Annotated in this window: 24 protein-coding genes and 1 riboswitch; of the genes, 7 read left to right on the top strand and 17 right to left on the bottom strand. The window is 47.9% G+C overall.

Going from position 1 to position 25,222, the window contains the following annotated elements; all coding sequences use genetic code 11:
* Positions 1–50 precede the first annotated feature (50 nt).
* On the bottom strand, positions 51–1,163 hold the full coding sequence (locus H7T88_RS24890) for an Ig-like domain-containing protein (protein ID WP_221790946.1): 1,113 nt from the start codon (positions 1,161–1,163) through the stop codon (positions 51–53).
* A 422-nt stretch (positions 1,164–1,585) separates the two neighbouring features.
* A complete protein-coding gene (serS, locus tag H7T88_RS24885; RefSeq protein WP_221790944.1) occupies positions 1,586–2,884 on the bottom strand; it encodes a serine--tRNA ligase in 1,299 nt (432 codons plus the stop codon).
* Positions 2,885–3,530: 646 nt separating this feature from the next.
* Between serS and H7T88_RS24880 the strand changes: the two genes are divergently transcribed.
* Positions 3,531–3,710, top strand: a complete 180-nt coding sequence (locus tag H7T88_RS24880; protein ID WP_090918782.1) for a hypothetical protein — start codon at positions 3,531–3,533, stop codon at positions 3,708–3,710.
* Positions 3,711–3,764: 54 nt separating this feature from the next.
* Here the strand turns inward: H7T88_RS24880 and H7T88_RS24875 are convergent, their stop codons facing one another.
* On the bottom strand, positions 3,765–4,250 hold the full coding sequence (locus H7T88_RS24875; RefSeq protein WP_221790942.1) for a DUF2798 domain-containing protein: 486 nt from the start codon (positions 4,248–4,250) through the stop codon (positions 3,765–3,767).
* Between the two features lie 140 nt (positions 4,251–4,390).
* A riboswitch (TPP riboswitch) is annotated at positions 4,391–4,503 on the top strand.
* A gap of 216 nt (positions 4,504–4,719) precedes the next feature.
* Here H7T88_RS24875 and H7T88_RS24870 point away from each other — a divergent pair.
* From H7T88_RS24870 to H7T88_RS24850, 5 genes are all read left to right on the top strand, one after another.
* Positions 4,720–5,760 (top strand): ABC transporter substrate-binding protein, encoded by a 1,041-nt coding sequence (locus H7T88_RS24870; RefSeq protein WP_221790940.1) that lies wholly within the window; start codon positions 4,720–4,722, stop codon positions 5,758–5,760.
* A gap of 558 nt (positions 5,761–6,318) precedes the next feature.
* Positions 6,319–6,609, top strand: coding sequence for an MTH1187 family thiamine-binding protein (locus H7T88_RS24865; RefSeq protein WP_090918785.1), 291 nt, complete (start codon positions 6,319–6,321; stop codon positions 6,607–6,609).
* A complete protein-coding gene (locus tag H7T88_RS24860) occupies positions 6,609–7,367 on the top strand; it encodes an ABC transporter permease (RefSeq protein WP_221790938.1) in 759 nt (252 codons plus the stop codon). Before H7T88_RS24865 ends, H7T88_RS24860 begins: the two co-directional genes overlap by 1 nt.
* A gap of 49 nt (positions 7,368–7,416) precedes the next feature.
* A complete protein-coding gene (locus tag H7T88_RS24855; protein WP_221790936.1) occupies positions 7,417–8,268 on the top strand; it encodes an ABC transporter ATP-binding protein in 852 nt (283 codons plus the stop codon).
* Positions 8,269–8,370: 102 nt separating this feature from the next.
* Positions 8,371–9,180, top strand: a complete 810-nt coding sequence (locus tag H7T88_RS24850) for a TatD family hydrolase (protein WP_221790934.1) — start codon at positions 8,371–8,373, stop codon at positions 9,178–9,180.
* Positions 9,181–9,365: 185 nt separating this feature from the next.
* Here H7T88_RS24850 and nfsA read toward each other — a convergent pair whose 3' ends face one another.
* From nfsA to H7T88_RS24780, 14 genes are all read right to left on the bottom strand, one after another.
* On the bottom strand, positions 9,366–10,109 hold the full coding sequence (gene nfsA / locus H7T88_RS24845; protein ID WP_221790932.1) for an oxygen-insensitive NADPH nitroreductase: 744 nt from the start codon (positions 10,107–10,109) through the stop codon (positions 9,366–9,368).
* Complete coding sequence (locus H7T88_RS24840) at positions 10,102–10,698, bottom strand: TetR family transcriptional regulator (RefSeq protein ID WP_145334097.1); 597 nt, start codon at positions 10,696–10,698, stop codon at positions 10,102–10,104. The genes nfsA and H7T88_RS24840 overlap by 8 nt, the downstream gene beginning before the upstream one ends.
* Before the next feature lie 158 nt (positions 10,699–10,856).
* Positions 10,857–12,035 carry a YhgE/Pip domain-containing protein gene (locus H7T88_RS24835; protein ID WP_260511125.1) on the bottom strand — a complete coding sequence of 393 codons (1,179 nt, stop codon included), beginning with the start codon at positions 12,033–12,035 and terminating at the stop codon, positions 10,857–10,859.
* Positions 12,036–12,327: 292 nt separating this feature from the next.
* Positions 12,328–14,886: a heavy metal translocating P-type ATPase gene (locus tag H7T88_RS24830; protein ID WP_423246158.1), complete on the bottom strand. Its 2,559-nt coding sequence runs from the start codon at positions 14,884–14,886 to the stop codon at positions 12,328–12,330.
* Positions 14,887–15,044: 158 nt separating this feature from the next.
* Positions 15,045–15,245, bottom strand: coding sequence for a copper ion binding protein (locus H7T88_RS24825; RefSeq protein WP_090918799.1), 201 nt, complete (start codon positions 15,243–15,245; stop codon positions 15,045–15,047).
* A 125-nt stretch (positions 15,246–15,370) separates the two neighbouring features.
* Entirely contained in the window at positions 15,371–15,757 is a 387-nt protein-coding gene (locus tag H7T88_RS24820) for a metal-sensitive transcriptional regulator (RefSeq protein ID WP_154891479.1), read from the bottom strand.
* Between the two features lie 139 nt (positions 15,758–15,896).
* The gene (locus H7T88_RS24815) at positions 15,897–16,382 is read right to left on the bottom strand and encodes a GNAT family N-acetyltransferase (protein ID WP_221790930.1); all 486 of its coding nucleotides are present in this window, start codon (positions 16,380–16,382) and stop codon (positions 15,897–15,899) included.
* A 94-nt stretch (positions 16,383–16,476) separates the two neighbouring features.
* A complete protein-coding gene (locus H7T88_RS24810) occupies positions 16,477–16,665 on the bottom strand; it encodes a hypothetical protein (protein WP_090918807.1) in 189 nt (62 codons plus the stop codon).
* Positions 16,666–16,900: 235 nt separating this feature from the next.
* The gene (locus H7T88_RS24805; RefSeq protein WP_221790928.1) at positions 16,901–17,716 is read right to left on the bottom strand and encodes a nucleoside phosphorylase; all 816 of its coding nucleotides are present in this window, start codon (positions 17,714–17,716) and stop codon (positions 16,901–16,903) included.
* A 1-nt stretch (position 17,717) separates the two neighbouring features.
* Positions 17,718–18,389: a sulfite oxidase-like oxidoreductase gene (locus tag H7T88_RS24800; protein WP_154891446.1), complete on the bottom strand. Its 672-nt coding sequence runs from the start codon at positions 18,387–18,389 to the stop codon at positions 17,718–17,720.
* A 25-nt stretch (positions 18,390–18,414) separates the two neighbouring features.
* Positions 18,415–19,338, bottom strand: a complete 924-nt coding sequence (locus H7T88_RS24795) for an ABC transporter permease (protein ID WP_221790926.1) — start codon at positions 19,336–19,338, stop codon at positions 18,415–18,417.
* Entirely contained in the window at positions 19,322–20,389 is a 1,068-nt protein-coding gene (locus H7T88_RS24790) for an ABC transporter permease (protein ID WP_090918814.1), read from the bottom strand. Before H7T88_RS24790 ends, H7T88_RS24795 begins: the two co-directional genes overlap by 17 nt.
* Positions 20,386–21,885 (bottom strand): ABC transporter ATP-binding protein, encoded by a 1,500-nt coding sequence (locus tag H7T88_RS24785; protein WP_221790924.1) that lies wholly within the window; start codon positions 21,883–21,885, stop codon positions 20,386–20,388. The genes H7T88_RS24790 and H7T88_RS24785 overlap by 4 nt, the downstream gene beginning before the upstream one ends.
* Before the next feature lie 393 nt (positions 21,886–22,278).
* Positions 22,279–23,310 (bottom strand): BMP family lipoprotein, encoded by a 1,032-nt coding sequence (locus H7T88_RS24780; RefSeq protein WP_090918818.1) that lies wholly within the window; start codon positions 23,308–23,310, stop codon positions 22,279–22,281.
* A 270-nt stretch (positions 23,311–23,580) separates the two neighbouring features.
* Here H7T88_RS24780 and H7T88_RS24775 point away from each other — a divergent pair, with 270 nt between their 5' ends.
* Positions 23,581–25,008 (top strand): hypothetical protein, encoded by a 1,428-nt coding sequence (locus H7T88_RS24775; protein WP_221790922.1) that lies wholly within the window; start codon positions 23,581–23,583, stop codon positions 25,006–25,008.
* Positions 25,009–25,222 lie beyond the last annotated feature (214 nt).

Raw genomic sequence — 25,222 nt, 5'->3', positions numbered from 1 at the left:
TACATGGATTCAATTCGATCTGATCAACACTTATATGGAAAAAGGGAACATTATTTTACCGTCACAGGTATCGTCACTTTTTTATTGCCCCACTTCGCGGTAATGCTTGTTTTACCTTTGGCTACAGCAACGATTCTGCCATTTGTTACGGTGGCGATATTCGGCTTAGAACTGCTCCACACCGCACTTCCTGTCACCATCAACGTTTTCCCTGTATCATACTGAGCCATTACCCCTAGAGCCGAGCTGGACTGCGGAGACAAAACCAAACTCTTCTGACCTATAATCAGCTTCTGGAGGGTAGGTACTACGTTGACTTGTACAGTAACGGTCTGACCCTGATACGTACCAGTCAAGGTGGCTTGTCCTTCGTTCATCCCTCTGACCGTACCATTTTTCACTGCTGCCACGCCAGGATTGGATGACGTCCATATCACAGATCTGGATAGATTGACTGTTTTGCCACTGGAGTACGTCCCCATCACTTTAAGCGGGGTAGATTTTTTGATCGTTAACTGGATTGTTGCAGGCTTAACCTCTATCTTGCTAATGGTGTCTGTCACCGTTATCGGTACTTTAACGAGAGTCGACCCGTACTTCCCTTGCAGCATCACTTTACCAGGAGTGACGCCTTTGATCTTTCCGTTCTCAATCACAGCCAGGTTACTGGACACCGTCCATACAATATCAGATGTGACTTCCTCTTCCTTGCCATTAGCACGCGTAATGCTGACTTTCGGAAGCGTGCCTTCGTTTCCTTTTACAAACGTATACGCATTAGGTGAAGCCTTGATGCTTTTGATTTTATCCTGCACCTGAACAACCACCTGTGCTTTAACCCCGCTCACTTGAGCAACAATCGTAGCTTCGCCTGCAGCGATCGCTTTGACTTTACCTTTTGTGATTGTCACCACAGCAGTATTGCTAGTGGACCAGTTTACTCCCCCGGTAACATCCTGTTTATGGTCCGCGCCTTCCACCGTCGCCAGCACCTGATAGGATGTAGTCTCCCCCACATTCATCTTCTGCGGACTGCTACCTGAAATCTCAATTGAAATGACATCACCTGACGCTGCCCAAACTGACGTAGGCAATACAACCGTAAGTGCGATAATTAGAGCAAGCATACCTCGTAACGACCATTTGATTCGACTCTTGTCCATGTCCAGTCTCATTCTCCCATCATCCAACCGTTTAATTTATTTTTCGCCTAATATTTTACTATCTACTATACTTTATATCGGACATTGGATGGTTAAAGTTAAATGACAAAGTGCAATGAGAGCCATTTCCACTTCAACATCTACGAAGGTACGCTCAGAAGATGAGATGGTCTTACTGATGAGAACGGCCTGCAATCGTTTTGAAAAAGGCATTGCAATCCGGAAAAATCGAAATTATTAACGAGTTTGAATGGAAGCTGCGTTAAAAATACAGGTGAACTATGGAGCGTATACAAACACCAGAAATACAGAAAAAAAATTCAATGGGCTATTGATCATATGTTTGAATAAAGAGGAACCCGATAAGGGCTCCTCTTTATTTGCTTCTTTCATTTCATTAAGTTGAAACCACTGTATTTCTTCTATTCACCCTGCTCATGCTCTGGCAAAATCAGGCGTTCGGCCCCGCCCATATATGGACGCAAAGCTTCCGGAATATAAATGCTGCCATCTGCCTGCTGATGGTTTTCCAGCAGTGGGATCAAAATGCGCGGTGAAGCTACGGCAGTATTGTTGAGCGTATGGCAGTAGACCAACTTGCCCTCCTCATCACGGCAGCGAATGTTCGAACGCCGAGCCTGAAAATCATGCAAATTCGACGACGAATGAGTTTCCCCATATGCTTCGCGGCTTGGCATCCATGTTTCGATGTCATACTGTTTGTACGTTTTCTGAGACATATCTCCCGTACATACCGCCACTACACGATAGGGCAATTCAAGCCGTTGCAGCAATTCCTCTGCATGTCCCGTAATCTCCTGTAACATCCGTTCCGATTCCGCCGCATCCGGCGCACACAGGATGACCTGTTCTACTTTGGCAAATTGGTGTACACGGTACAAGCCCCGTACATCCCGTCCTCCCGAGCCTACTTCACTACGGAAACATGTCGATATTGCGGCCAGCTTTACGGGCTCTTTCACATCAATCACTTCATCCGCATAATAAGAAACCAGCGGTACTTCCGATGTGCCGACCAGCCATTTGTTCTCTCCTTGCAATTCATATACCTGATCCCTACCTGTCGGGAAAAATCCGGTGTTTACCAGTGTATCCTCCCTGACCATGAGTGGAACCTCCAGCGGGGTGAATCCCTGCTTCAGCAACAGGTCCAGTGCAAGTTGCTGTACCGCCCGGTGTAACAACAGACCTGCCCCCTTCAATACATAGCTTCGCGTTCCACCGATCTTCACGCCGCGCGGAATGTCGATCAGTTCGTGCATCTCTCCCAGCTCGACATGATCTCTGGCCTCGTAGTCAAACACAGGTAGCTCTCCCACTCGCCGTAGCTCTACATTATCTTCATCCGACAAGCCCACAGGCGTATCTGGCGACACGATATTAGGCAACAGCCATTGCAGTCTGGTCACTTCCTCCTGGATTACCGCCAGCTTGGCTTCCTCTTGCTCCAGCTGTTCATTCAATTGTTTAACCTGTGCCCGCATCTTCTCCGCTTGCTCACGCTCACCCGACTGCATGAGCTTCCCGATCTCAGCCGATAGTGTATTACGCTGACGACGCGATTCTTCTGTTTGCTGCAAAAGTACCTTGCGCTCGTCATCCCGCTGTAGTAACACAGCAATATCCACCTTGATCTTTTTCCCGTCTGCCGCCGCCTGAACCTCTTCTGCATGTGCACGAACCCACTTCATGTCTAACATGATCACCGTCTCCTTTGGCTAAAAAAATACAAAGAGCGCCCTCATCCCTTGGGACGAGGAGCGCTCTGCTCGCGGTGCCACCCAACTTGCCAAATCAGTTCAAATCTCCTGATCAGCCTCTTGGTCCGCGATAACGGGCGGTTCCGGTTAACTTGGGATAATTTCAATTCGCTCCCTGGCGAAAACGCCTCTGAGTTGGATTCTCTTCAACGGCATGATCCGATCTGTAATTGTGTTTCTCAGTATATACGAAGACAGAACAACATTGCAACTCATATATGCCCGTTTACGTATCTTTCCAAAGCTGGATCAAGTACAATTGAAATAACTTCTAAAACAACAAGGGGTGAATTTATGTTTTTCTTCATCATCTTTCTGTTGATTAGTTTATTCGGACTCGTCTTTGGAATCAGAGCCCTGCTCATACCGAATTCCTGGCCTTTCAACCGGAATAAAGACGAGTTAATACTTTCCGACATCATACGTATTAAATTCAGAGGTATTTTCCTTCTTGCAATTAGTATCGTCATGGCTTTAGCTTCCATTAAACAATTAGTCGAGTAACCGTTTTTCAAATATATATGAGTTGTCCTATATAACAGTTCAGACTATGGTAAATTAAGCTGTCGAGGGGAGAAGATATTGCATGAATATGGACCCAAACCATCTGAATTCATCCGAGGGCGAAGCCGCCAAACAAAGAGCAGATGAACTTGCCCGCCAAGCCCAGCGAGGTTCATGGTTGAGCGGAGTTTTCACTACCATCATTATTGCCGCTGTGGTTATTGGTATTTTGTTTTGGATCGCTTACGCTAGAACTTCTTAAACCACAGGATTGCCCAGGAAATACTTTTGTTATGATGGATAACGATACGATGATTTAAACCGACGCAACGGCTGCTGGTTCCTTGAACAACTTGCCAAATACATAACGCACTAGCGGCCCGAGTACAATCAACTGATAAGGCAATGCCAGACCGAAGTTACGTACAATCGTATGAAGATACGCATTGATTACGGAATCTCCTTCTAGCTGACCTGCAGTATAGGCTGTAATGATGCCATATAAAGACATGAGCAAAACCATGCCGATTACCATGAAAAAGGACATCGTAACTAAACCTTTAATTTTACTCGACCTCGCAAATGAGAAGGAAAATGTGATTTTTCTCGCTATCGGTCCCACGATGAACGACTCCACCAAAAAGGCGATGGCAAAACAGATTACAAATTGGAGCAATAGCTGCGGCACGGACATCTGACTTAACATCCCCGTATGCCATAGATTGAAGGTCATCATCACTACGACCATTCCTGTACACATCATAAGTCCAAAAATCACTTGTTGTTTCTTGCTTACTGGCAATACACTCATCCTTTCTGTAACTTGGATCATTATAGACAATCGGGCTACACTCACATAAGTGAACATTCTGTGAACGATTTACCGACTAGACACACTCCCGTCACTGGCCTATAATTACACCTAGTAATGCCCGTAACTTCATAGTTTCCCAGGGGAGTCGGAATTGGCCGGCTGAGAGTGTATCCCATCAAGATACTAACCCTTAGACCTGATCTGGATCATGCCAGCGTAGGAATCGGAGTATATTGCAACGGCACAGCTATAAGCTGAACGCCACTCTCTCACGCCTGCACGCGTCCCAGATTACGGGGCGCTTTTTTTGTTTTCTTTTGACAAGCAGAAACAGAAAAATGACGTTATTCGGATAACCCGCACGTATAAATCCGTCGATTTATGCAAAGGGATTGGATATGAAGCCAAGGAGTACCCCCGTGCCATCCGGCCGGACATACCGAAGGAGAGAAACACGATGAAATGGCGTAAAACGATGGGAATGTTACTCATGTGTGTGCTACTCGTTACCGTAGCTGCATGTGGTGGCAAAGAAGCCGCTCCAACAGAGCAGCAAGGTGCGACAGGTTCGGACCAAACCAACCAGGGGAGCGGTACTGCACGGAAAGATGTAAAGGTCGTGCTCGACTGGACTCCAAATACGAATCATACCGGTCTGTATGCAGCGGTGGACCAAGGTTTTTATAAAGCAGCAGGTTTAAATGTGGAGATTGTACAGCCAGGAGCCGGCGGTGCGGATACGATGGTTGCCTCGGGTGAGGTACCGTTTGGCGTCAGTTATCAGGAAAGTGTAACTCAGGCGCGTACGCAGGACGTTCCCCTTGTGTCGATTGCCGCAGTTATTCAGCATAATACATCCGGTTTTGCCGCTCCAGTGGATCGTAAGATCAAATCACCCAAAGACTTTGAAGGTAAAACTTACGGCGGCTGGGGTTCCCCGGTGGAAGAAGCGGTGATGCAATCCATTATGGAGGGCGAAGGTGCTGACGTATCCAAAGTCAAAAAGATTAACATGGGCGATGCCGACTTCTTCACAGCTGTGAAACGGGACATCGACTTTGCGTGGATTTTCTATGCCTGGACAGGAATTGAGGCTGAATTACGCGGGGAACCGATTGACATGTTATATGTGAAGGATTATGCCAAAGCGCTGGACTATTACACCCCTGTACTCGTGACCAATGAACAGACGATTCAGAAAGACCCTGAACTGGTGAGAGCTTTCCTGAAGGCCACTTCTGAAGGATATCAATATGCGATTGATCACCCTGAAGAAGCAGCGAACATTTTGATCAAAGCTGTTCCCGACCTGGACAAAGAATTAGTACTCGCAAGTCAAAAGTGGCTCAGCCCGAAATACAAAGATGATGCCCCTCGCTGGGGTGAACAAAAGGAAGAGGTGTGGAAGAACTACACCGACTGGATGTTCAGCAAGAAACTGCTGGATAAAGAGATTGATGTAACGAAAGCATACACCAACGAATTTTTACCACAGTAATATTAAATCTAAATGTAACCATGAACTTTGATATTTACACGTTTTGAACGAAGAGGACAGGAAAAACTTGAAGAAGCGAAGCGATCACTTATAGGGCTTTCTATGGAAAGCTACCTCAGAAGTACGCTTTCTCTTGAATTTTTTCCACAGCTTAATGGATAAGTTGAATTTTTTGTACACAAGAAACGGAGAGGACAGAACCCTTCTAAAGAAGCGAAGCAGTCACCCGCATCCCCGAATTTACTCGTCTTGATAATTTAAACTATTTATTTACACCATAACGGAAAGGACAGAAAAAACCTGAAAAAGCGGAGCGGTCGCCTTTATCACCGGATTTTCCCCTTTGGAAAAGGGAATCAAAAAAATCTGGGGATAACAGGGATTGGAAGGTTATTCTGTCATTGAAGTGTCCGTGTAGACATTGAAATATTTTTATAAGATGAATTTAAAAATTCGGGGATAACAGCGATCTAGGGAGGGAACTGCAATCGGAGTGGTATAGAGTACAACGACCATATCTACTTATCCACCCACACCCGAAAGGAGCATTAATCTCTCATGGCAAGTACATTACTCAGTATTCAGGTTATTCCCAAAACACCGAACGGCGAGAACTCCTATCCATACGTAGACCGTGCCATCGAAGTGATTCAGCAATCCGGCCTGAAATATCAGGTCAATGCGCTAGATACCACCATGGAAGGCGAACTGGATGAACTGCTGGAGGTTGTTCGCAAAATGCACGAGGTGCTTGTGGAAGCCGGTAGTCCAAGTATCATCTCCCAGATCAAAATCGCACATAGCCCGGACGGATTCAGCATGGATACACTGACGGAGAAATATCGCTAATGTTTACCTATTTCAGAAGTGTATGGCCGCCCCTTGTGGCGGTTATTCTCTTTATTGCGATATGGCAAGGGGCCGTCTCCCTATTCCACATTGAGAAATGGATGTTGCCCGCCCCGTCCGATATCGCTCGCGAAGCAGCGTCTCAGGCTGACCGATTGGGTATGCACGCCTCTGCAACGATTCAGCTAACCCTTATCGGATTTGTCGCCGGGACAGCGGTCGGTCTGTTCATTGCGATGGTGCTGCATCTGATCCCTTTTCTGAAGTCAGCTTTGTATCCACTACTTATTCTTAGTCAAAATATCCCGACCATCGCACTCGCACCGCTCCTGCTGATCTGGTTCGGCTTTGGCCTGCTACCCAAATTGATTACTATCATTCTGGTCTGCTTCTTCCCGGTAGCAGTCGCTGCCATGGACGGTCTAACACGCACGGATGCGGCGATGATGAACTATATGCGCATGGCAGGTGCGAATCGCCGTCATATTTTTTGGAAACTGGAGCTTCCGCATGCCCTTCCATCGATATTTTCCGGTGTCAAAATCGCCGCCACATACAGTGTCATGGGTGCCATCATCGCGGAATGGATTGGTGCCGACAAAGGCATCGGTTATTATATGATGTTGCAGAAATCGGCTTACCGCACGGATCGCCTTTTTGTTGCCATCATGATTATCGTGGCACTCAGCCTGCTTCTTTTCCTGCTCATTGCGCTGTTAGAGAAGCTGCTCGTTCGCTGGCGCCCACAGAAGCGCTAGTTTTGCATAGCAGAGGTTAACGTATTATGTACTTAGGAAGTGATTCCCTATGAAAAGATACCCGAAGGATAAAACGAATGGTCCGGGTTCCATTTCGGTTCCTCCCGCGCTAGACATTGTTAACTTGCATGTGTCCTTCAAGGAACGGCGGCGGAAACTGTCTGTGTTGAATGGCTTGTCCCTTACGGTACAAAAAGGGGAGTTTGTCGCCATCGTTGGCCCTTCCGGATGCGGGAAAAGTACCCTGTTCCACATCATCGGCGGCCTGCTCAAGCCACAGGACGGCGAAGTGCTCATGAATGGCAAGCAGGTTACGGGACAACGCGGACATATCAGCTATATGCCGCAGCAACCTGCCCTTTTCCCATGGCGAACCATTGAAGACAATGTGTTGCTGGCAGGTGAGATCGCTTCTGCTACAACGTTCACTGCTCCCGTTGCTCCGCGTGCCGAAGCGCTCGCAGAGGCAAGACAGTGGCTGGGCAGCGTTGGCCTTGCAGGCTTCGAGCGGGCATATCCTCATCAACTGTCAGGCGGAATGCAACAGCGTGTTGCTTTCCTTCGTGCACTGCTCAGCCCGCAGGAACTGATGCTGCTTGATGAGCCATTTAGCGCGCTCGATGCTCTGACGCGGAGCGACATGCAACGCTGGTTGCTAGATATCTGGGAACAGAATCGTCGCTCGGTGCTATTCATCACCCATAATATCGAGGAAGCACTACTACTGGCGGATCGGGTCTATGTATTATCCAATCGACCGGCGGCTGTGCTACACGAGGTACATGTTCCTTTTGACCGTCCAAGACGAGATGAAATAACAGAAGAGCCTGCCTTTCTCGAACGCAAACGGCAGATTGCCCAGTGGATGAAAGAAGAACAGCAGAAAGCCCGCCTATCTTGATAGCGCGGGTTTTTAGTTATATTTTTCCTAATATGGGTGATCCGACACCATGAAATCGGCGTTATATATATATATACCTACGATATAAGGAGGCACTCCCCCATGCATTCTCCAACGTTTGCACCATTAATCGATGCCCACATTCATTTTGATAAATACACTCCCGAGGAACAGGAGAAGATGTTGCTAAGCTTACCATCGCATCAGGTCGAAGCCGTCATTGCGGTTTCCATGAATCTGGCTTCTGCTCAGGCCAATCTGGAACTTGCTAAACAGCATCCGCGTTACATCTACCCGGCGTTTGGCTATCATCCCGAACAGCAACTTCCCTCCCTCAACGAGCAAGAAAAGTTCTTTCTTTGGATTGAAGAAAACATTGGACATGCTATTGCCATCGGTGAGGTAGGCTTGCCCTATTACAACCGTGAAGAAGCACAGCGAGCAGGCCTTAGCTTTGACCAAAACGGATATATTGATCTGCTGGAGCAGTTCATCATACTCGCCAAAAAACACCATAAACCCATCATCCTGCATGCCGTGTATGAGGATGCCGATATAGCCTGCGAACTGCTGGAGAAACATCAATTTACACGCGCCCACTTTCACTGGTTCAAAGGATCAAAACAGACCATTCGGCGTATGGCAAACAACGGGTATTATATCTCCTTTACACCCGATATTCTATACGACACGGAGATCCGCGAACTCGCAAGGCAATATCCAGCAGAGCAAGTGATGGCCGAGACCGATGGGCCTTGGCCTTTTGAAGGGCCGTTTCAAGACAAGATGACACACCCGGCTATGACACGTCAGGTGATTCAGGCCTGGAGTGAGGTTACAGGTATGGGAATCGAGCGAGCCACACGTCTTTTTTACCGGAACACCAAGCGTTTTTATCGCCTGCCAGAATAAGAGAACGCAGCAATAAAGCAACACTGAACGAGGGCATAAGCACGAAAAAGCCAGTCGGATTCTTGTTGAGCGGCTCTCCACTAAGCATACGTTGGCATATCCAACTAACCTTGGAGTAGCTGTTCAATTCTGTCCTACTGGCTTTTGAAACTAATTTTGAATTTACTATTAATCTATCTATTTCATTACCGCTTCAAGAACCCTCTGCGTTCAAGGAATGCTCTCACCTGCATACGAGCAGGCTCGGTAAGACGCTTCGCCATGAGTTCAGACCACGGGGTTGCGCGTTCACCGTGGGTACGTTCTTTCAAGTATTCCGTCGTGGTCACATCATACTCCTGAACACCTTCCAGGGTCTGAGCAGGCTGGTAGTGATTATGATGTAATACCGCCTTCACTGGAAGACGTGGCCGGATACCGGTTTCCTGATCCGCAACCCCGATACACATCCCGTATACTGGATAAACGCCATCCGGTAATTGGAGCAATGTAGCTACTTCTTCAATACGAGTGCGGATTCCGCCGATATATACAATGCCGAAACCGAGCGATTCGGCTGCAAGAGCAGCATTCTGAGAAGCAAGGGCAGCATCAATCGTAGCTACCATAAAGTTTTCGGTGGAGTCCGCATAAGACTCCTTCTCCGGAAGATGACGCGCCGCTGCATCCTTCAATCGATATAGGTCAGCACACCATACGAGAAAGACCGGACATTCATTGACATAAGCCTGGCCCCCGGCAAGCTCAGCCAGTTTGGCTTTCTGCTCTTGATCTGTCACAGCGATCACCGAGTAAGCCTGTACATTGCTTGAAGAGGATGCCATCTGTCCCGCCGCAACAATAGCTGCGAGTTGCTCCTCACTGACCGGGTCTGGTTTGAATTTACGTACAGAGCGATGTCTCATCATCAGTTCAATCGTTTCATTCATGGCTGTTCACTCCTAATCCTCGAAGTACGAACTCTACCGTCTCTTCGGCAAGTTCCTCTGTATTCATATCCTGATAATCAAAACCAAAACGCGAGTGCTTGGCCCGCTTATGCGCAAGTGCTACGCCCATAACCTGAAGCATGGCATAGGATGAAGATTCAATCTTGAACAGTCCCTCATCTTTACCTTGCTGTAGATACTCTCTTACTTTATTCCAGACCGGATCCAGATATTGAAACACCGTTGCAGTCCGATGAGTACGCAGGGTAATCTCCAACTGTACAATGTCACTCATCTCGCGATCCGTCATCGTAAACCTCACGACTTCACCAACAATTCGGCGGATACCTTCTACAGGGGACATCGATTCTGCAGCTAACTTACTCAGAATATGTTCGGGGAAAAAATGCTCAAATAGTGCATCGAACACTTTCTCTTTACCGCCAAAATGATAAGACACCAGCGACACATTCGCCCCCGCCTCATCACAGATTTGACGAACACTCGTCCCGTCATACCCTTGTAATGCAAAAAGTTTTTTAGCTGCAAGCAATATCCTCGTTTTGATATCCAATTCCGGTTCCGTCATTTATTTCTCTCCTCTTATCCGTTCATGTCAGTCGCTACAGTATTTTACGCAGACTGTAGCCCTCACTTCATCTCATCTATTATATTACACCAAGCACCCCGATGAAAATCACCGGGGTGCTTGGTAGAAATGAGGCAGCTTCATAATGCCTGCGTATATTAGCTGTTTGCTGGAGCCGGGCTTGGTACGCCAGCTGGTCTGCGTCCTTTTTTGAGTAGCGTCACAACAAGCGACAGCGCAACAGCAATCAGCAGTACAACAACGATGGAACCTGCGGCAGACTGCACGCCCGGGCCACCCAGTTGCACGCTTAGAATACCCTGAACCGCATAGGTTGCAGGCAAGTAGTGACCGATGCCGCTATAGAAGCTGTTCAACAATTCACGCGGCACCATCGCACCGGATGACACCAGTTGCAGGGATAGCGAGATAATGTTAAACACACTTCCTGCCGGTCCAAAGCAAATCAGGAAGAACTGGGAGAAAAACATGAACGTACACAGGAACAGTGCTTGGAACAACCAGAAGGCTACAAACCCTTGTGCAATCTGTCCTCCCAATGCCACGATCAGAGAAGAACCAAGCAAAGAAACGACCAATGCAGAACCTACATTAATGACGACTCGGGCACCGAACAATGTCATGCGAGAATACATTGAAGACAACATGCCCATAGCCACTTGAAGATTCATGCCCATAATCATGGCGCCTACATAAGAGGCAAGCACCATCATCATCGGTACCATCTGATTGTTCATGCCGTTCACCGGATTAATCGATGTCGTCTTGCCTTCCACCCGGTTGGTCAGGTTCGTAGCGGCCTGAGCAGCTTGATCGGCAGAAGCCCCCGAAGCGGTAAGTACAGTTTGCACACCTTGCGCGGAAGCTTGTTTGTTAATGGTGTTGGTCACGCTCTGTGACACACCTTGCATCATACTTTTAATCGTTACCGGATTGGCTTCATTGATCGTATATTTGATCTCGGCTGTAGCGCCAGCCGTTTGAAGGGATTGATTAAATCCTGCCGGAATGTCCAGCACCATGTGCACTTGATGATGGTTCAATTGATCCAGTGCTTCAGAGGCACTCAGGTTAGCCACGGTATGGAAAGGCAATGTTTCTGCCAATCGATCCGCAATCCCTTTGGAGAGTTCACCATCCTCATTCACAATAGCTACAGTTAATTCTTTCGTCCGATCGTTCACACCGGAATATGCGGTCATCCAGATCACACTAAAGATAACCTGAAACATCAGTGCAGTAACAATGCCTATGATCACTGGTGGTTTTTTAAACAATGCACGTAGAGCTTGCAGCATATAATTTAGTTCCTCCATTTTTAAAAAAATAATTTAAATTTGATTTAAACATCCGTTTGAATTAAACGATCGTTTAAATTTTAAAGGTATATGTCTATATTGTCAATATACTTTCGTAATATTCAGAAAATTCGGCCCGCATTTTCATGAATGAAGCTGGGTTTATTTTCATGAATGTCAATCTTGGTTGGCTTATGACCGCTTTTGCGTAAAAAAATACGCAGTTCGCCGTGAAGCGAGCCGCGTATTTTAAAGAATCATTCGTTGATCTGTTACATAGCTCTTCTTACCCATGTGTTAATCTCTTATCTTATGACTTCGTTCGAGCAAGCTTCATCCGCTGCAACCGCAGGGCGTTCAGCACAACCGACACCGAGCTGAATGCCATTGCAGCCCCTGCCAGCCACGGAGCCAGAAATCCCGCGGCCGCGATCGGTATGCCAATCACATTGTAGCCAAGTGCCCAAAATAGATTCTGCTTGATATTGCCCATCGTGCGGCGGCTCATCTCGATGGCATCTGCAATGCTGTTTAAGTCACCACGCATCAACGTAATATCTGCGGCTTCCATCGCTACGTCGGTTCCGGTTCCAATCGCCATTCCGATATCGGCTGTAGCCAGTGCGGGGGCATCGTTGATGCCATCTCCAACCATGGCAACCTTTCGGCCACTCTCTTGCAATTTTTTCACTTCCGCCGCCTTGCCTTCCGGGAGAACTTCTGCCAAAACGTTCTGGATGCCCGCTTGCTCTGCTACCGCACGAGCTGTTCGTTCATTGTCTCCCGTAATCATAATGACATCGATTCCCATAGATTGAAGCCGTCCAATGGCCTCCCGAGAAGTATCCTTGATCGTATCCGCCACCGCAATGATGCCCGCCCACTGGCCTTGAGAAGCAACCAGCATAGCCGTACGGCCCTGTTCCTCCAAAGCGCTCATCTGCTGTATGCCTTCCTCCGGTACCTCTACGTTCGCATCTGCCAGCAAGCGGCGTGTTCCCACGAGAATCTCTTCAGCAGATACCTTTGCACGGACACCATAACCAGGGATGTTCTCAAACGATGCGGCCGATTCCAAAAGCAGACCTTTCTCCCGAATACCGTTCACAATCGCCTCGGCTAACGGGTGCTCCGAGCTTTGCTCTGCCGCTCCAACACGTTTAAGCAACTCTGATTCCGTCCAGCCGGGTGCAGCAATAACATCAGTTAATATAGGCTTGCCTTGGGTAACGGTCCCTGTTTTGTCGAGCACAACCGTCTGAATCTGCTGGGCTGACTCCAGATGTTCACCGCCTTTAAACAGAATGCCATATTCCGCCGCACGACCTGAACCAGCCATGACAGAGGTCGGTGTCGCCAGCCCGAGCGCACATGGACAGGCGATAACGAGCACAGCTATCGCTTTTTCCAACGATCCGGCGAAGTCCCCCGGACTTGCAAACAGATACCAGATCAAAAAGGTCAGTACGGCAATCCCCACCACAATAGGCACAAATATTCCTGAGATCACATCGGCAATCCGCTGAATAGGTGCTTTTGATCCCTGTGCCTGTTCGACCACTTTAATAATTTGCGATAGAGCCGTATCTGAGCCAACTCGGGTCGCCTGAATACGAAGAACACCGTTTTTGTTCAGCGTTGCACCCGTGACGGGATCGCCAGGCTTTTTATCGACAGGTAGACTCTCTCCACTCAGCATGGATTCATCGACAGAGGATTGACCCTCTTCTACGATACCGTCCACCGGAATGCTGTCTCCAGGTTTTACCAGAACCAGATCACCAACGGCTACATAGGAAGCCGGAATCAAAACTTCCTGTCCGTCACGGATAACACGTGCTTCACGAGGAGCGAGTTCGATCAAGCTTTTAATCGCCTGTGAAGAGCGCCCTTTCGCCACAGCCTCGAACCATTTTCCAAGTAAAATCAACGTAATCAAAATCGCACTTGTCTCATAATACAACTCCACCATCGGCATAGCGGTAGATCCTGCAGCAGTTCCTATACCCGTTCCCATTGCACCATGATCCATACTCTGACCCATACTGGCATCAGGTAAGTACCCGCTCGTGAGCGTCAGATACAGGCTATAAAAAAAGGCGGCGCTTGTTCCGAGTGCCACAAGCACGTCCATGTTAGCACTACCATTGCGAAGCGCTTTATATGCACCTACATAGAACTGCCATCCAATCACAAATTGCACGGGTGTCGCCAGTAACAGCTGGAACCATGGGTTCAAAAACAGCTCAGGTACATAAATGCCCGATGTAAAGGAGAAATGGGCAACCATTGCCCACAATAACGGAATGGACAAGAGTGCGGAGATCATCCATTTCCATTTCTTACGCTGTAGCTCCCGTTCCCGAACAGAGGTCGATTCCTCCTGTGTTAATTGCAATGCAGCGCCATAGCCTAGCTGTTTGATTTTGGCTGTAATATCGGACGGTTTGAGGGTACCCGCTGCATATTCAATATGCCCTGTCTCCAGCGCCAGATTAACGTTAGCTTGGGTGACACCCGGCAACCGCGACAGCCCTTTCTCAATACGTGCAGAACAGGCTGCGCAGGTCATTCCCGTAATATCCAGATCGACGGATTCTGTCACCGTACCGTAGCCAAGTGCCGCGACTTTGTCCCGTAATGCGTTCACACTGGTCGTTTTGGGATCATACGAGATGGTTGCCTGTTCAATGGCAAGGTTCACATTAGCTTCATGTACGCCTTCCATGCGGGACAACCCCTTCTCCACACGTGTAGAACATGCTGCACAGGTCATTCCCGTAATGTGTAGGGTTGTCTTGAGACCTGAATTCTCCACAGGTACAGGAGTTGGTACAGGTTCTATATTTTCAGATGCGCCCGTTGTCATCATGTCAGCTCCTTTCGAACGATTTGTATACCCCATAGGGGTATATTCAGGACGGAAAATCAGGCTTAAACCCTCCCTTGTATAATCAAGTTCAACTGAGAATCAAGAAGTCTAAGCCTGTACTGCCATCTTTCGTTAATGAACTTCTCTCGAATCAATTAAACGACGTCGTATCCTTGATCTTCAATTGCGGCTTTGATCTGATCTACGGTAACCGCCTGCTCATTATATTCTACAGCTACTGTTCCGGCTGCCAGATCCACCTGACCATTTGCACCCGCATTTTTCACCGCTTCTTCAACGGACTTTACACAGTGATTACAAGACATCCCTTTGACATTCAACGTAACATTAGACATGTTCCATTCCTCCTCGATTGAGTATGTTCGTATCTACTATATAAATTGAACTAAAGAATATTTACATGGGCACTCCGTTTCTGTGTAAATGATTAGTTCAAAATATATAGTTTAGCATCTGCACATTACTTCATCAGTTTTCTAACGGTAACCAGTAATTCATCCACGACTTCGTGTTCGCCGGCCTGAATACGTTCCACAATACAGCTCTTCATATGCCCTTCCAGCAAAAGCTTGCCTACCGAATTGAGCGCAGACTGTGCTGCAGCGATCTGGGTTAACACATCATCACAGTATGTGTCCTTATCAATCAGCCCTTTGATGCCGCGAATCTGACCCTCGACCCGGTTCAAACGAGAGATCAGGTTGCCCTTCATCTCCTGCGAATGATGGCTTTTACGAATGGGCTTGCCGTCTTTATCGAGGTTCACGGCGTGGCATGAATCCGCTTGTTGCTCGGACTGATGTTCCGCAGTGTATACCGGCTCTTCGGGATGGCTTTGATGTTCCATCATAACACCCCTTTTCTTTCGTTCTTCATTCAGATTAACATACCCCCACGGGGTATTCAAGGACTTATTTTATTTTATTATCGAACATTTTGTGTATGTAGTCTTCATGCTCATACTTATTCCACTACTCGAATTACACTTAAAATGGAAACTCCATTCTGCTGCTACGCACCCTTAGCCCCATCTGTTCATAAAAAGCCTGTGCATGCGAGTTGAATGTAGAAACCGTTAATTCTAAGTGGTCTGCCTGAAGCTCTCTTCCCAGATCCAACATGGTCTGCATTAATCGTTTGCCTGTTCCATGTCCTTGGTGACTTGAATCCACCACGAGTTCGTGGAGGTATAACATCCTGCGATCCGCAAAAAGCGAATGGTCCTGAATGATGCTCAGCTGTGCGCTACTGAAGCCGACAATTTTACCAGCCTCTACTTGTTCCGCTACATAGAGGTAACGATCATCCTTCGCAAGCCAATCGGTATACTCCTTTTCTCCAAGCCTGGGGTGCAAAGGTTTGTAAATGTCCGGTCTTGCCTGTACATGTAACTCGTGTAATTGATCCAACAACGTAGATACACCAGGATAGTCAGCAAGCTGTGCATTTCGGATCTGTATGGTATTCTTCATATTTGTTCCCTCCACCTTTCCTTATTATGTATTTATAATATTATACTAGGACGAAAAAGCAGATACCCTAAGGTACCTGCTCTGTCGATTAATACTATTTTTTGGAGGTTGTATTGATTTCTTCGTTATAAGCAACCGGTGATGGTTTAGCTGCCCAATCATCCGCCTGTGGCTCAATGTCCACGCCATTCAAGATCTTCTTTTTCTCCATCAAGGAGTCGCCATCTTCATCCAGTTTATTGCGAAGTTTTGCTTCATCCTGAGGTTGATTGTTCTGTGTCATCGTGTAAATCCTCCTTTTGCAATCTCATGTTGGATTCTGTTCCTGTATATAATTACCCAATGATTTCAAAATCATTCTGAGCTACATCAGCTGAACAAAAGTTCTTACACACTACACTCCGATGATAGGATAACTTTTCTCGATGTAAAAAAGACGCCCTCCGGCCATATTCATGACCGTAGAAGGACGTCTGACAAAATGTCCACTCTCAGTGGACGTTCACATTATGTTTAAGCTATCTTGTCGCCTGATCTTGGCGAGCAAGTGTAGCAAGTGCGCGTAGCGCTGCATTGATCTCGTGCTCCACAGCCTTAGCGACCGCATCGGTATGCGGATCATACTCGGCAGCAAGATCACTGTCTGCGAAGCCGTCAATCGCTACAATGGCTCCAGCCCGTGCACCACGCAAGGTGCTTACGATATAGAGTGCAGCGATCTCCATCTCGGCGGCAAGTGCTCCAGCCTGCTTGTATTTACGGTGTGAAATCTCCTCTACCCCTGTAAAGAATGCATCCAGTGTTACTGTGATTCCCACGCCAACTTTGGTAGCCCCCACACCTGTGAATGATGCTGCTCCAGCTTCTGTTCCTGCCTTACCACTCACAGCCTCACCTTTACCACTGCCTGTCTCACGTGCAGCAGCAACCAATGCGCTGGTCACATCAATATCCGCCACCGCCGGGAAGCCATCTGGTACTAGCTGACGTGTCAGCCCATCGGAGCGTACAGCCGCAGTGCTGACAATAACGCTACCTGCTGGATAATCGGCTGTATATGAGCCTGCTGTGCCTACACGAATCAGGGTTTTCACTCCTGCGCGAATCAATTCCTCGAAGCACACAGCTGCACCCGGTGAACCTACCCCATGACTAACCACGGCCATCTGAATGCCTTCATACTCACCTACAAATGTGCGATATTCGCGGCTGAACGCGAGCTCTCTGGCATTCTCCAACTTTCGGGAAATTTTCTCCGCACGAGCCGGATCACCGCACACGACAGCATACGCTGGCATATCTTCCGAATGAATCTGCAAAATCGGCATCAACATCTTAATCAAACTCCTTCTTCGTCCACTCATCCTCAGGAATCGGCAGATCCTCACCCGAGAAACGCTGTTCCTTGAACGGATCGGCAAAATGGTGGAAACCATTGCTTTCCCAGAAGCCGTTGCGATCCTCTGTCATAAACTCCAGCCCACGCACCCACTTTGCACTCTTCCAGAAATACAGCTGTGGCACAACCAGTCGCAGTGGGAATCCATGCTTCGGTGTGAGTGGCTCGCCGTTATATTTGAACGCAAGCAATACATCATCATGCATCAGTTCTTCGAGTGGCACATTGGTCTCATAATCATGGTCCGCATGAATCATGACGTACTTCGCTTCTGGTTTAACCCCCAGCAGCTTCATGAATTCCGAGAAGCGGATACCCTCCCACGGTGTATCAAATTTTGACCAGCGGGTAACGCAGTGAATATCACTTACCATGTTCACCTGCGGCATCGCTTGAAGCTCAGCCAGAGAGAACACCTTCTCTTCTTCGACTTCACCAAAAACCTTCAAATCCCAAGTGGAAAGGTCATACTCCGGCACTTCCCCTTCATGCAAAATCGGGAATTTCTCCGTCAGCACCTGACCTGGCGGCAACCGATCTCCGTAATCGGCGCCAGCTTTCGGTGACGGTGTTTTGGTTTTTTTCAAACGCTCAGCTTTGTTATGCACGTCCCTGATTCCTCCTTTGCTACAATTAACGTGAGCTTCCGCCTGCTTTCAATGCATCCTGCGCATACGTCCGGTCTTTGAAAAAGAACATCGCCACCAGTGTTACAATATACGGCAACATCATGGTGAAATGGGTTGGCAGAGAGAAGCCTTGCAGACGAATACTGAGTGCTTCCATGAATCCAAAGAGTATACTAGACCCCATCACCCCAAGCGGGTTGGCTTGTCCCAGCATCGTAGCAACCAAAGCGATGAAGCCGCGACCTGCGGTCATGCCTTCGGTGAACATCGTCACCTGACCAAGGGACAGCTGCGCTCCAGCCAGTGCACACAATACACCACACATCAGTACAGCACCATACTGAATGCCGCGTACCTTGATGCCAATGCTCTGTGCTGCAATCGGATTCTCGCCCACGGAACGCAGACGGAAGCCGGATACACTTTTAAATAGATAGAACTGTAAAGCAATAACAATAATAATGCCTAGATATACGAGTGGGCTATGACCAGATAACACCGTGCCCACCCAAGGAATATCCTTAATCAGCGGAATGTCCAATTTCGGGAGGCCCACCATATTTTTATCATAGTATGCACCTTTTACGTCGAAGATCGCCCGCAGGGCAAAGGTCGTGAGTCCCGCCGCCAGAAAGTTCAACGATATACCGACGACGATGGCGTTAGCCTTGAGATTAATACTTATAAATGCAAAAAGCGCCGAGAACAGCATCACGATAATAATCGAAAACAGTACTGCCAAGAGTACATTGCCGAACAAGTAATTGCCCACAATCGCGGAGAATGCCCCGATCAGCACCAGTCCTTCCAAACCCACGTTAAACAGACCGACGCGCGAACATAAAGCCCCGCCAAGTGCTGCGAGCAGAATCGGCGTCATAATCCGCAAGGTTGAGCCAAACATGGCTGCATCAAACAGTTGTTGCATTGGACTTTTTCTCCTTTCTCCGCTTCAGGAAGGAATAACCGATCTGTGCCGAGACAAACAGTGTCAAGACAGCCTGAATTACGCTACCAACTTCCAGAGGGACATCCGTATTCCGCTCCATGCCCATCGCCCCTGTCTGTAATGCCGCGAGCAGAATAGCCGCTACAGCTGTACCCAGTGGGTGCGAGCGCGCCAGCAATGTAGCCATGATGCCGCTCCACGCATAACTTGCCGAGGATAACGAGCCATCCAGGAAACGATACTGCGTACCTAGCACTTCGCCAGCACCCGCAAGACCTGCAAGTCCACCACTAATGACCATGGACAGCATCATCATACGAATCCGGCGAACACCGCCATAAGCCGCAAAAGACGGATTGCTACCCAGCATACGAATTTCATAACCCGTCACCGTTTTATGCGTAAACCAGTAGATCACCATCGCCGCTATAATCGCTATAATGAAACCCGCGTGCAGTCCCATACCCTGAAATAGCTTCGGCAGCCAGACACTCTGATCAATCATTGGTGTCTGCGCCATCGCTGCTGATCCTGTCTTATCTTTGAATGGATACGAAACCATATATCCACCAAAATACGTCGCAATATAGTTAAGCAGTAGTGTGGTAATCAAAAGGTTCATGCCAAAGCGTGCATCCAGCCACCCTGCAAAAAGGGACCACACACCGCCGGCGATAATTCCCGCCAAGATGGCAGCAATACATACGAACCAGCCCGGCCCTGGCAGATAAAGCGCCGTGAGCGCCGCACTGAGTCCGCCCAGAATCATCTGGCCTTCCGCACCCATATTGAAAAATCCGGCGCGGAATGCCAGTGCAACACCCAGACCCGCCAAAATAATCGGCGTGGCACGTGCCAATGTATTGGTGAAGAAGTAGAAGTTACCGAAGGCACCCTTCCACATCTCGGCATACGTATCTATGACATTGCCGCCAACGACCAGAATGGCGATCGCACCGGCGAGCAAGCCAATCAATACGGCAAGTAGCGGCTGCACAAGTCCGCGAAGTGTTTCTTTTACCCGATTCATACCCGCTCTTTCCCTCCTGCCATCAGCAAGCTGATCTGTTCTTCTGTCGCTTCCGCTGCCGGAAGTTCTCCGGCAATCTCGCCTTCATACATCACGATAATGCGATCCGATAATTGCAAAATCTCTGACAACTCGGATGAGATCAACAGGATACCTGCTCCCTCATTCCGCTTGCGCAACAATTCCGCGTGAATAGTCTCCATTGCACCGATATCTACCCCACGTGTAGGCTCTGCTGCAATCAGAAACGGTGTATCCTGCGCAAATTCACGTGCAGCAATCAGCTTCTGCAAGTTACCGCCCGATAGAAATTGGGCTTTTGTTTCCGCCGAGCCTGTCTTGATGCTAAACTGTTTGATCCAGCTTTCCACCATTGCTTTGGCTGCTCTGGCCTTGATCATGCCCCGCTTTTGCAGACGATGATGGTGCCCCATCAGTCCGTTCTCCTTCACGCTGGCGTCCTTCGCTGCCCCCCACATATAGCGGTCTTCCGGAATATGGGCGAGACCATGCTCACGAATCCGGCGTACCGGCCAATTGGTCGTGTCCTGTCCGGATAGAAGCACTCGGCCTCCATCGGGCTTCCGCAACCCGGCAATCACCTGAATCAATTCGGATTGACCGTTACCGGAGATGCCCGCTATCCCGACCACTTCACCTTTGCGAACCTTCATATGAATATTATTAAGTGCAGAGCGGTCTTTGGCTCCCGAGAGTTGGACGGCTTCGACCTGAAGCACAGCTTCACCCGGAACAGATGCGGGTTTGTCCATTCGCACCAGTTCACGCCCGACCATCAGACGTGACAACTCCTCTACATCGGTATCCTTCGCTTCTAATGTACCTGTGACTTGTCCATCTCGAAGTACGGTGATTCGATCCGCAACATCCATAACCTCTTGCAGCTTGTGTGTGATGATGACAAAGGTTTTGCCCAGCTTCGCGAGCGATTTCATATTCGCCAGCAGTTCTTTCACTTCAAGCGGAGTAAGCACCGCCGAAGGTTCATCCAATATAATGATGTCTGCTCCCTGATGCAGCACTTTAAGAATTTCTACACGTTGTTGCATACCCAGGGGACATTCGCCAACTCTTTTCCACGGGTCGACCGGCATGCCGTATTGTCTACCCAATTCATCCACCTGAGCTGCCGCTTTTTTTCGATCAAATACCCCTGCCGCCGCAGGTTCACGTCCAATGACAATATTCTCCGCTACCGTAAAGGATGGAAACAGCATGAAATGCTGGTGCACCATGCCAATCCCGCTCGCCATAGCCTGAGATGGTGTTGCAAAGCTTACCTCGCGCCCACGGACTTTAATCGTGCCTGTTGTCGGTTGCTCCATCCCGTACAGCATACGCATTAGCGTCGTTTTCCCTGCTCCATTCTCCCCGACGAGAGCATGAATCTCCCCCTCGCGCAGATCAAAATGGATATCCTTGTTCGCCGTGAAGCTACCGTATTTCTTCGTAATTTGCTCCATCTCCAACAGCATATCTTGCGTTCGCTCCTCTCGGTTAATATAAGTTCAACGTGAAATGGTTACACTGGGCACTCCGATGACAGAACAACCTTTCGATCGCTGTTATCCCCGGATTTTTTTGAACTCCCTTTTATAAAGGAGAAAATCCGGGGATAAAGGCGAAGCCTATGCTTCCGATGCAGCTTTCTTGCAGAAAGCTTTTAGCTCCGCTTCTCCAGGTTTCTTCTGTCCTCTCCGTTATTGTGTAAACGTTAAGTTCAACATATATGGTCACTGTAACAGTAGCAAAACCGGCTGCCTGGTTGGGCAGCCGGCTAACTAGATGGATTACACATCCGTCAATTCATTGCTCATTCTTCATATGAAATATTTCAGATCATATATAAGAAGTGATTTATATCTTTACTATTGTTGCAATGGATCTTTAACTACAATTTTACCGGATACGATGTCATCCTTGATCGCTTTTACTTTGTCGATAACCTCTTGACCAACAAATGCATTCAATGGAGACTCACTGTCACGCGTAACGTATGTCAGGCCTACACCATCTTCTTTCAAGCCGTAGTTCACTGCGCCTGCTTTGAATGTACCTTCTGCAAAATCTTTCACGGTCTCATAAGCCACAGTATCCGTAGATTTCAACTGGGACAGTACGATATGCTCCGGATCTTCTACTGTACGGTCTGTATCTTGTCCAGAAGTGTAGAAGCCTTTTTCTTTTGCCGCTTCGAACACCCCAAGATCACCTACAGCAGATGCACCTGCGATGAAGTCAGCACCTTTGCCGAATTGCACCAGTGCCAATTCTTTCGCTTTAGCCGGGTCATTGAAACCACCAACATAGTTCACCAGGAATTCTGCTTTTGGATTAACCGACTCCAGACCTGCTTTGAAACCTTCTGTATATTTCTTAATCAAAGGAATGTCCATTGCAGCGACCATACCCACTTTATCCGTTTTCGTGGAAAGTCCGGCAGCAGCACCCAGCAGGTACGCTCCTTCATATTCACGGAAACCAACGCTACGAACGTTAGGCAGATCAATCGCTGTGTCTACAATCGCAAACGACTTGTTTGGATTCTCGGCAGCAACCTTTTTGAGTGCATCTTCTGCCTGGAACGTTGCTGTAATAATCAGATCATAATTCTCAGCAACAGCTGCACGCAGGTTTTGCTCGAATGCTGCAGGGTCTGTTGATTCAATCGTTTTGGTATCCACCTTGAACTCTTTACCTGCTTTTTTGAAGCCTTCATCCATTTGTACAAAGAAAGGGTTGACCCCTATTTTTTCAGGAAGTACCAGTGCCATTCGCAGGGATTTTTCAGAATCGCCGCCTTGAGCGGATTGTTCGTCTTTAGTAGCTGATTTCCCACAAGCGGCCAGCAAAATAGACAACATAACAATTGATAAGACGAACGATAAACCTCTTTTCATTTTGAAAATTCCCCTTTTCAATAATCTTTTTTATTATCCTAGCGGATAATGTCGATCCTTGTCAATAAAACTTTCAGCGTATACACTCATATGGAAGATCATCGTAACAACACTGGTTTCCATACTCTGGAAACCGCATTACAACTGGCTTTTTTTCGTTGACATTTGGCGCGACTCCGTGCTAAAGTCAATCCAATTATTATATTCTGATAGGATTTGTCAGGATTATATTTCATTCACCTATCATTTCCAACTAAGGAGGCTTTTCATTTGAAAAAGATCACCCAGATTACGCTGGCAGCCCTGCTCGCCGCTCCGGTAACCCTCGGCAGTCTCAGTCTGCCCGCTTCTGCTTCTGCAGCATCCGCAACGCCAGTTGCACCTAAAACGCTACAAGTGAACACCCCTGCAGCAAAAGCACCAGCTGGCTACACAGAGAGTGCAGCAGATTTCGCTCAATTCCTGCAAGCCAAGTACGGTGTCCAATTGCCACAGCAATCATCCAAGGGTGATTTTATCAAAGCCATAGCAGCCATTACGCAAGCAAGTTCCGCCTCCACTACAAGTACGGATGCCACAAAGGCACCTGCCTTCAGCGATCTGAAATCGGGTGACGACGCCTACGAGGCAGCTGTTGCGCTGTTCAACAACGGTGTGTTATCAACAACGGAGGTACGTGCGAAAGATCAACTGAGCATTTACACAGCGGTATTCCTCGCCGTCAAGGCAGCTGGTTTCAAAGAACTCGCTTACACCTATCCTGCGGACAAAACAGCGAAGGCCCTTACCAAAGCAGGCATCAAGCCGAATCGTTTGCAAGGACAAGCTGGACAAGAACTGGCCGCGGCCATTGATACAGGACTTGTTCCGGAGAGTCTGTATCCCGCTCTGGTTAAGGGCGGCGCAGCAAGCAAGGATGCAGCGAACATTTTGCTTGGACGTGTGTTGATCAGCCAAGGTAAATATAAAAATGAAATCGGACGCTCCAATGATGCAGATATCTACTCCAAGCTCTATGCTGCATATCGCACGGCAGATCTGATTGAAGCTCCGGAACTGAGAAAGATTGTAGATCAGGCGCTACGTGAGGATCTCGTTACAGGTTACAACCTGAAGGATAGCCGTTTCGACTCCAACTTTATCGATGAACTGACGTTAACTTATGGTCATGACAGCATCAATCATGCAGTACAGCTGATTGGCCTGCTTCGTAGCGAAGGCATCGATGCCGATGTACAATTCCAGCCGAAGACATCTGCTTTTATCTATTTGAAAGAGTGGGGCGAGCCGAAAGAAACACCAGATTACAAAGTTACGCAGATTGAGAATGGCAATTACATCGCTTATGCGAAGGAATATGACATTCAGTTTGAATTTAACAACACGGCGGACAAAGCCCGTTTCAACGATATCGTTCTGAAATTTGCTAAAAAGAACAGCAACAGCCAATCTCCACTGATCATCAACTCCTGGTGGCAGCCGCTGTATTACTCACCAACCGCACTGGCTAATTTCCCAGTGATTACAAACAACAAAATTACGCTTGGTCATTATTATGCCCAATCTTTCTCACTTAAAGAAAATGCCAAGGCTATTCAGGAAGGATTCCGCAAGCTGGCTCCTGAAGCAGACATCACCTCATACAACTTCTGGGTGGATCAGCCTTTCTTTAATTACTTGAATGGTGGTTCCGAGTAAATATCGCCCTAGATAAACACTTGACTGAAATGATCATTTTTTAGCAAAATATAAAGCCGTCTTCACCGATTCGGATTCAGGTTTCGACCTCTATTTTTCGGGAAGACGGCTTTTATATATGCATTTACAAAATTCTTCTTAAAAATCATTTTGACCATGCAGGAATTGCCAATATCAGGTCGAATTTCTTATGTACACAAACACGCAAGTATCG

Source organism: Paenibacillus cucumis (ex Kampfer et al. 2016) (genome assembly GCF_019748695.1).
Taxonomy (GTDB): domain Bacteria; phylum Bacillota; class Bacilli; order Paenibacillales; family Paenibacillaceae; genus Paenibacillus; species Paenibacillus polysaccharolyticus.
The sequence above is the reverse complement of the archived record's forward strand: the minus strand, read 5'-3'. Positions and strand labels throughout refer to the sequence as shown.

Excerpts from the sequence above, each read along its gene's own strand:
- H7T88_RS24890 (WP_221790946.1), bottom strand. The coding sequence starts at position 1,163 with ATGGACAAGAGTCGAATCAAATGGTCGTTACGAGGTATGCTTGCTCTA.
- serS (WP_221790944.1), bottom strand. The coding sequence starts at position 2,884 with ATGTTAGACATGAAGTGGGTTCGTGCACATGCAGAAGAGGTTCAGGCG.
- H7T88_RS24880 (WP_090918782.1), top strand. The coding sequence starts at position 3,531 with ATGAATATGGACCCAAACCATCTGAATTCATCCGAGGGCGAAGCCGCC.
- H7T88_RS24870 (WP_221790940.1), top strand. The coding sequence starts at position 4,720 with ATGAAATGGCGTAAAACGATGGGAATGTTACTCATGTGTGTGCTACTC.
- H7T88_RS24865 (WP_090918785.1), top strand. The coding sequence starts at position 6,319 with ATGGCAAGTACATTACTCAGTATTCAGGTTATTCCCAAAACACCGAAC.
- H7T88_RS24860 (WP_221790938.1), top strand. The coding sequence starts at position 6,609 with ATGTTTACCTATTTCAGAAGTGTATGGCCGCCCCTTGTGGCGGTTATT.
- H7T88_RS24855 (WP_221790936.1), top strand. The coding sequence starts at position 7,417 with ATGAAAAGATACCCGAAGGATAAAACGAATGGTCCGGGTTCCATTTCG.
- H7T88_RS24850 (WP_221790934.1), top strand. The coding sequence starts at position 8,371 with ATGCATTCTCCAACGTTTGCACCATTAATCGATGCCCACATTCATTTT.
- nfsA (WP_221790932.1), bottom strand. The coding sequence starts at position 10,109 with ATGAATGAAACGATTGAACTGATGATGAGACATCGCTCTGTACGTAAA.
- H7T88_RS24840 (WP_145334097.1), bottom strand. The coding sequence starts at position 10,698 with ATGACGGAACCGGAATTGGATATCAAAACGAGGATATTGCTTGCAGCT.
- H7T88_RS24835 (WP_260511125.1), bottom strand. The coding sequence starts at position 12,035 with ATGGAGGAACTAAATTATATGCTGCAAGCTCTACGTGCATTGTTTAAA.
- H7T88_RS24830 (WP_423246158.1), bottom strand. The coding sequence starts at position 14,886 with ATGACAACGGGCGCATCTGAAAATATAGAACCTGTACCAACTCCTGTA.
- H7T88_RS24825 (WP_090918799.1), bottom strand. The coding sequence starts at position 15,245 with ATGTCTAATGTTACGTTGAATGTCAAAGGGATGTCTTGTAATCACTGT.
- H7T88_RS24820 (WP_154891479.1), bottom strand. The coding sequence starts at position 15,757 with ATGGAACATCAAAGCCATCCCGAAGAGCCGGTATACACTGCGGAACAT.
- H7T88_RS24815 (WP_221790930.1), bottom strand. The coding sequence starts at position 16,382 with ATGAAGAATACCATACAGATCCGAAATGCACAGCTTGCTGACTATCCT.
- H7T88_RS24810 (WP_090918807.1), bottom strand. The coding sequence starts at position 16,665 with ATGACACAGAACAATCAACCTCAGGATGAAGCAAAACTTCGCAATAAA.
- H7T88_RS24805 (WP_221790928.1), bottom strand. The coding sequence starts at position 17,716 with ATGTTGATGCCGATTTTGCAGATTCATTCGGAAGATATGCCAGCGTAT.
- H7T88_RS24795 (WP_221790926.1), bottom strand. The coding sequence starts at position 19,338 with ATGCAACAACTGTTTGATGCAGCCATGTTTGGCTCAACCTTGCGGATT.
- H7T88_RS24790 (WP_090918814.1), bottom strand. The coding sequence starts at position 20,389 with ATGAATCGGGTAAAAGAAACACTTCGCGGACTTGTGCAGCCGCTACTT.
- H7T88_RS24785 (WP_221790924.1), bottom strand. The coding sequence starts at position 21,885 with ATGCTGTTGGAGATGGAGCAAATTACGAAGAAATACGGTAGCTTCACG.
- H7T88_RS24780 (WP_090918818.1), bottom strand. The coding sequence starts at position 23,310 with ATGAAAAGAGGTTTATCGTTCGTCTTATCAATTGTTATGTTGTCTATT.